This is a genomic window from Candidatus Afararchaeum irisae (genome assembly GCA_034190545.1).
GTDB lineage: Archaea > Halobacteriota > Halobacteria > Halobacteriales > Afararchaeaceae > Afararchaeum > Afararchaeum irisae.
This window is the reverse complement of the sequence record JAXIOF010000113.1, coordinates 1-6,415: the sequence shown is the minus strand read 5'-3', so window position 1 is coordinate 6,415 and position 6,415 is coordinate 1. Positions and strand designations below refer to the sequence as shown.

6 protein-coding genes are annotated in these 6,415 nt (G+C 54.3%); 5 read left to right on the top strand and 1 reads right to left on the bottom strand.

Annotated features, from left to right (window positions below):
- Positions 1 to 238: 238 nt before the first annotated feature.
- Both SV253_10175 and SV253_10170 read left to right on the top strand, forming a co-directional pair.
- Complete coding sequence (locus SV253_10175) at positions 239 to 466, top strand: Lrp/AsnC ligand binding domain-containing protein (protein ID MDY6776415.1); 228 nt, start codon at positions 239 to 241, stop codon at positions 464 to 466.
- Positions 463 to 1,305: an aminotransferase class I/II-fold pyridoxal phosphate-dependent enzyme gene (locus SV253_10170; GenBank protein MDY6776414.1), complete on the top strand. Its 843-nt coding sequence runs from the start codon at positions 463 to 465 to the stop codon at positions 1,303 to 1,305. The genes SV253_10175 and SV253_10170 overlap by 4 nt, the downstream gene beginning before the upstream one ends.
- 302 nt (positions 1,306 to 1,607) lie before the next feature.
- On the opposite strand, the gene SV253_10165 is transcribed toward SV253_10170, so the two are convergent.
- Complete coding sequence (locus SV253_10165) at positions 1,608 to 3,461, bottom strand: ATP-binding protein (GenBank protein MDY6776413.1); 1,854 nt, start codon at positions 3,459 to 3,461, stop codon at positions 1,608 to 1,610.
- A 109-nt stretch (positions 3,462 to 3,570) separates the two neighbouring features.
- Between SV253_10165 and SV253_10160 the strand changes: the two genes are divergently transcribed.
- From SV253_10160 to SV253_10150, 3 genes are all read left to right on the top strand, one after another.
- A complete protein-coding gene (locus SV253_10160) occupies positions 3,571 to 3,837 on the top strand; it encodes an AbrB/MazE/SpoVT family DNA-binding domain-containing protein (GenBank protein MDY6776412.1) in 267 nt (88 codons plus the stop codon).
- Positions 3,834 to 4,217 (top strand): PIN domain-containing protein, encoded by a 384-nt coding sequence (locus tag SV253_10155; GenBank protein ID MDY6776411.1) that lies wholly within the window; start codon positions 3,834 to 3,836, stop codon positions 4,215 to 4,217. Before SV253_10160 ends, SV253_10155 begins: the two co-directional genes overlap by 4 nt.
- 112 nt (positions 4,218 to 4,329) lie before the next feature.
- A partial coding sequence (locus SV253_10150) for an N-6 DNA methylase (protein ID MDY6776410.1) occupies positions 4,330 to 6,415 on the top strand: 2,086 nt, incomplete at its 3' end.

Genomic DNA, 6,415 nt, shown 5'->3' with positions numbered 1-6,415 from the left:
TAGCCTCGATAAGACGCTACTGTCAAGCGGTTTCTAACTTAGCTAAAGACAGATGACCACAGTAGGTAACCCCACCGGATCTTTACCGTACTTGGAATACTGTGATGTACTACCAATACCTATTCTTCGAATATTTAACCCTTTCCAAGCCTCGGCAGGTATTACCCTCGTGGTAGCAGCCAGCCAGTCTGCGTCCCGAAGGGGAAAGACTTGATAACTTCGAGTCCGTCTCCCGAACATGGTTAAGTCGTACGTCTTAATAGAGTCAGAGACGGGTTCGATACAGAGTCTCGTCGAGAACGTCAACGATATCGGAGAGGTCTCGGAGGCAAGTGCCGTAACGGGCAAGTACGACGTAATTGCCGAGTTCGAGGTTGAGAAGACAGAACAGATACTCGATCTCGTGTCGGGACAGATACAGAAGCTTCCGGGGGTCGACGACACGGTGACCTGTATATCGACATGACGGAGGCTTCGAGAGCCGAGAAGGGAGGCGTCGGAGAAGGCATACGTCTCCTACTGTGTGAGAACCCACTTCCGCCGATAGACGAGGCGGTCTCGGCAGCGAGGAAGGAGCTTCCGAGGTCGAACCGGTATACAGAGCCCTACTCCGAGCCCCTGAGACGTCTCATAAGCCACGAGATAGGGGTTCCCGAGAAGAACATACATATAAACGCGGGGTCTGAGCTCATACTAAGACAGATATTCGACAGATACGTCGAGAAGTCACATCTCATCACTCCGACGTACCACCTCTTCAGGGAGATATCACCCGACTACACCGAGACACGTCTGTCTCCCGAGGAGGAGTTCGAGTACGACCTCGGCGACTTAGACTTCGACAGTAACACCGACCTCGTCGTAGTGGTGAGTCCCAACAACCCCAACGGCGGAAGCTTCAATGTCTCTGAGATACCCGACCTCCTAGAGGAGAACCCCGACACCTACTTCTTAGTCGACGAGGCTTTCTTCGAGTTCACGCGTGAGACTGTCGCCGACTTAGTCCCCGACTACAGTAACCTGATAGTGACACGTACCTTCTCGAAGGCACACAGCTTAGCCGGATTCCGTGTCGGATACGTAGTCGCTCCCGAAGCGATTGCCGACGAACTCAACGCCAACGCCAACAACGACGCGTATCCTCTCTCACGTGCCGGAGAGGCGGCGGCAGTCGCGTCGCTGAGGAACAAACAGAAGATCTACGACAGGGCGGACAGGCTGAGGTCGTGGACACGTGACCTCTCTGAGAGCCTGTCCGAGATGGGTGTCGAGACCTATCCGACTGATACTGGAGGACAAAAATAGATAAGATTGAATACCGTCTTCTCGGAAAACGTCGGATACGTACCCGTGTTATTCCCGGTATCCGACTTATAGGAAAATTCATATTCACGTTCTTTTGTCCTTCAGTATGAGACCTACTTCTTCCTCGCCGACTTCTCTCCGAGATCCGTCTCGGCTCTCGAGGTCGCCGAGAAGCTCGCGGAGAAGAAGATACTCGTCAAGCCACTCGACGAAGACCGTCTCGGAGACGGCTACATGAGGGTCACGACATCGACACCCGAAAACAACCGGAAGTTCATCGAAGCAGTCGGGGAGATACTCGACTAGTTCCCGTGTTTGGTCATGCAGTATCTCAGACCCTCGACCTCGACAGCCTCGACGTCGGGAGCCTTTACGACCGCCTCGCCCTTTCCGAATGTCGGTATCTCCGACCTGAACTGTGAGGGTATAGACGGCACTCTCTCGACGACCTCGTCCCTGAGACCCATGAAGATATTCGTGTTTATCTGTTTGAGTATCTCGTCGTCTATGTCCTCGGGGTTCTGTGTGATCATACCGAGTCCGAGTAGATCCTTTCTTCCCTGCTTGACTGCGGCGCGTGCCTTCTCGACGACGTAACGTCCTCTCGTGGTGTCCGCCTCGGCGAAGTAGTTGTGTGCCTCGTCTGTGGCTACGAAGATAGGCGTGTTCTTTATCTCGTCGTCGACGTCGTGTTCGGATATCTTGTTCTCTATCACGAGAGCGAGCAAAGACAGGACGACGAGATCCTCAACCGCTCCTCTTATGTGGCTCGTGGGTATCACTGTCGTCTGTCCCTCGTCGAAGACGTCGTCGGTGATCTCCGTGAGGGGGGCGGTTCCGTTGTCGAAGACACGGTGGTAGACGCCGTTGTCGACGACGCGTCTCATGACGGCGTCCCACGTCGCGTCGGCTATGCTGTTTGCCTCCTTTACAGCGTTGACCTCCGACGAGTCGTTTGTCTCCATGTAGTCGGTAAATCCCTCGTATGTCGGATCGTCCGCGGTTGAGAAGTAGGCGTTGAGACAGTCGGAGATAGCACGGCGCGTCACGGGCGACGGGTCGAACGGCATCAGGAGTTCGGGCACGTCGTCGACTATTCCGAAAGGCACCGTGAACTCGCGGTACGAGGGAGCCGAGGGCGCGGGGGCTCCTGCAACGGTCGGGACGAAGACCTCAAGGTCGTCTATCCCACCCGTCTTGACGCCGCGTCTCCGGAGACGTCTCTCGTCGTCTTCGGGGAGTTCGGGATTGTCCTCCGACATCTCGACGTACTCGCCCTCGGGGTCTATCACGACGGTGTTGAGGCGCATACGGAGTGTCTCACCGCTACCGTACTCGTCTATGGGATACCTTTTCTCCGACGAAAGCTGACGCAGGATGTTCTTCGTGAAATGCGTCTTACCCTTTCCCGTCGAACCCGCGACGAGCATATGCCGGAAGACTGCGGGCTCGCCCTCTTCGACCTCGCCCGACGGATCGATACCCGGATTTTCGAGGTAGTAGGCAAGCGGCTCGCCGTCGACCTCTATCCTACGTCCTCCGACAGCCATGTACCCCGCGAATATGCCGTCACCGGGGACGTTGAGACCCGTTCGGAGGACGTCCTCATCGCGCGCGAGAGACGACGGCGTGTTGGGCTTCGGAATCTGATCGACGGGCTTACGTCGGTATCCGTCACCGTCCCCCTCGGATTCGACTATCGAGAGGGGCTTCGTCTCTGCGACCAAGACGAACTCCCTCTCGTCGACCTCGTCACCGAGGCTGACCTCGGCGTACGACTGTGACTTGTCGTTGACCTGAGTGTAGGGTTCGTATCTCAGAGACGAGACGACTGCGAAGAGGTACTTCTCCGATCCGTCACCGACGCTGTAGGGTATCTGGACGTAGTCGCCGAGACGTATCTCGTCACGTCTGTCTATGTCGACGTAGATGTTGATCTTGTTCTCGGTGTCGCCGACTATGATCCTCTCGCTTGCGAGTATGTGTCCGACAGTCGCCTCCGAATCCGACGGCAACTCGCTCGGTGGTGAGGGATAGTCGCCCTCGGGTATCGTCGAGGAGCCGGTCGGGACGTCGGTGTCCGAGTTGGGGTTGGGATTACTGTCAGAGCCAGAGTCAGATTCCCATGGCTCGTCTTCGAGTATGTCGTCTTCCATTAGGGATTAATCGCGGAGCAAGACAGATGAAGCTACCGCCCTCGTTTGTCGGCGTCTCGAAACTCTATCTTGGGACAAGACCTTTATTTATGACATGAATACTGTATCTATGACAGTAGAGACGGATTCACACGGACGTCTCTATCTCTCGTCTGAGCTGAGAGACAGGTACGGCGAGAAGTTTCACGTAGTTGAGTATGAGGACAGGATCGAACTCATACCCATAGACGACGACCCGCTTGAGGCGGCTCGAGACGCAGCCGGCGACGCCTTTGAGGGAGAGTCAGCCGAGGAGCTTAGGCAAGAGGCTCTCGAACAATCCAAGTCTGAATCCAGAGAAGACATTCAGCCCGCGAGAAGAGAAGACGACGGATGACGGTATACGTCGAGACCGACTTCCTGATAGCTCTCGTAAAGGACGACGACTGGCTACAGGAACGCGCAGAAGAAGCTCTAGAAGAGCGTGAGGTCGTGACTTCTCCGTTTTCCTACCTCGAGCTACTTATCATTCGAGAACGTCACGAGTACGACTATGTCCGTCTATTCTCTAACCTGCTTGAAGTAGTCCCCGCCGGCTCAGACGATGAGAATCAAGCCGTTCTGAAAGCCATCGACTACTATGAGGAAGGAATGACTCCGTTCGATGCCTTCCACGCCGCGATTGCGGAGAACCGTGGTCTGAGTCTTCTTTCCTCCGACAAGGCATACGACGATGTCGATCCTGAGAGACTACCCTTGGAGCCGGACGACGTGTAGATTGATCTTGGTGGTCGTGTCTTTCCTCTGTCATGTCATATATCTCCGATAGGAAAGAACCATAAGATATCAAAGAGTTGAGTTATCCATACTCAGGAGGAGACCTTGATTAATGTCAGATGTAGCTTCACTACGGGATTCTCTAAAGTCGATATATGAACGGATAGACGAGGATATGAGCGAGCGAGATGTAGAAACTCTGTTTATAGAACAGGGATTCTACGACGCGCTCGATTACGAAGGTACGGGAACGTACATACGGAGTGAGTTTACACTTCCTAACGATCAGCGTCCTGACTACATCACTCTCGACACTAACGAGTCGGTCACTACGGTCTACGAGTTCAAGACATCGGGTCGTGAACTGTCGCCCCACAAGTCACAGCTTTTCGACTACATGGAGTATCTAAAGGCAGAACATGGAGTCCTGACAAACGGAGAGATTCTACGTCTCTACCGTCGAGGGCAGAGTTCTCCGGTTCTTGTTGTCTCCTTAGAGTCTATAACACAGAGTCAAGCCCGCGACCTCGCTGACGCTCTCTACAAACGTGAGTTCGACCTTACTAATCCCGAAGACGTCAATCAGTTCTTGGAAGGGTTAGATCCTATCCCCTTAGACGAAGAATCCGAGCTTGGTCAGGAGCATTTCTTCGACACCTTCCGTCTCGAAGAAGGTAGTCCATTTGCGGATCTCGTAGTTGGCATGATGGACATTCTACAGGAGCTTAGGGATGAGAAAGAAGCCAAGTTCGTGAAGGGGGCGTATGACTTCTGGGAGGCAACCTATGCGGACGAGCCAGATGATGTCCCCGACTCGTGGGAACCGTTCATCAACGGAAAACAGTCTCTACGTGACTTCATGTTCTGTCTAGAGAGTGGTCACGCTCTTCTCTCGCGTCTCCTTCTCGCAAAAGCGACTGAGGATCACGACTTCTTCGCAGGCACAGGATACAACGGCATGGGAGAGTACTTCCGTGGACTCCAAGGCTTCGGAGAAAGTATCAACCTCGACGCGTTCCCAGTCGCAGCCGATAACCTGATAGACGATATGCAGGATCAGTTAGTCGAGGGGCTTTTCCAGGACGACATCTTCGTGTGGTGGACGGACGGATACGCCGAACAGCTTTCACGGGGACACGAAACTGGAGCCAGCCAGTTTAGGGCTGTGGCACGGGGCACGGGAGAAGTCGACCGTATCAGTGAGACTACTCGTAACCGTTTCAGTCGGGCTGTCGCGGAGATCTTCTTCAACGTCCTACGCTTCGACTTTGCCGACGTTCAAGGAGACCTACTTGGCGACCTCTACCAGAAGTACTTCGACCCCGAGACGCGTAAGGCACTCGGTGAGTTTTACACTCCTCAGCCCGTCGTCGACTACATTATGGACGGTGTGGGATACGAACGCGGTATCTCAAATCAGCGTCTAATCGACCCGTCTTGTGGTTCTGGTACCTTCCTCGTAGAAGCCGTAGAAAGATACTTGGAGGACATAGAACGGTACGAAGAAAATCCCGACTGGGAGGAGCATCTACAGGATCTATGTACACGTCCCCGTGTCGTGGGTCTCGACATACACCCGTTTGCGGTTCTAATGGCACAGATACGTTTCGTAGTCGCAATTCTCCCAGCTTACAGAAAGGCGAAGGATCAGAACCCCGAGTATACACTACGTCGGCTCCCGATCTATAGAACAGACACTCTCCGTAACGAACGTGAGCTGACGGGAGCTGATCTAGGCGACGACGGCACTCAGCAGATGACCTTCGACGCGATAACGGAGGACGAACAGGATGTCCGTATACCTGTCCCCCTCCCTGTCGAAGTAGACGAGGACGAAGTACCTGAGACAGAGGATGGATTCCTCGTCCGACGCGTGCGGATGCCGCTGTTCGACACTATACAGCTTGAAACGGGAGTGAGTAACTTCGGAGAGTACTTTGCGGCTCTACAAGGAGTCCTCGACACGGTCAAAGACCACATGGCTCTCGCAGAGGAGTTCGGCGGAGAGTTCGACTGGAAGTACAAGAGTGGACTAGAAGAGCGCATTAACAACTACACTTCACAAGATTACTCTGGGGTAGAGGAGTTCTTCGCCCCCTACGTGGACGATATGCTGGAGAACGTGCGCTACCTGAAAGAGGAGCACAACGACGGGCGGCTGTTCAAGATGTTCGAGGACACCGTGCTCGCGCTCGTCG

Bases quoted from the DNA above. Each gene is read 5' to 3' on its own strand.
- SV253_10175 (MDY6776415.1), top strand. From the start codon at position 239: ATGGTTAAGTCGTACGTCTTAATAGAGTCAGAGACGGGTTCGATACAG.
- SV253_10170 (MDY6776414.1), top strand. From the start codon at position 463: ATGACGGAGGCTTCGAGAGCCGAGAAGGGAGGCGTCGGAGAAGGCATA.
- SV253_10165 (MDY6776413.1), bottom strand. From the start codon at position 3,461: ATGGAAGACGACATACTCGAAGACGAGCCATGGGAATCTGACTCTGGC.
- SV253_10160 (MDY6776412.1), top strand. From the start codon at position 3,571: ATGACAGTAGAGACGGATTCACACGGACGTCTCTATCTCTCGTCTGAG.
- SV253_10155 (MDY6776411.1), top strand. From the start codon at position 3,834: ATGACGGTATACGTCGAGACCGACTTCCTGATAGCTCTCGTAAAGGAC.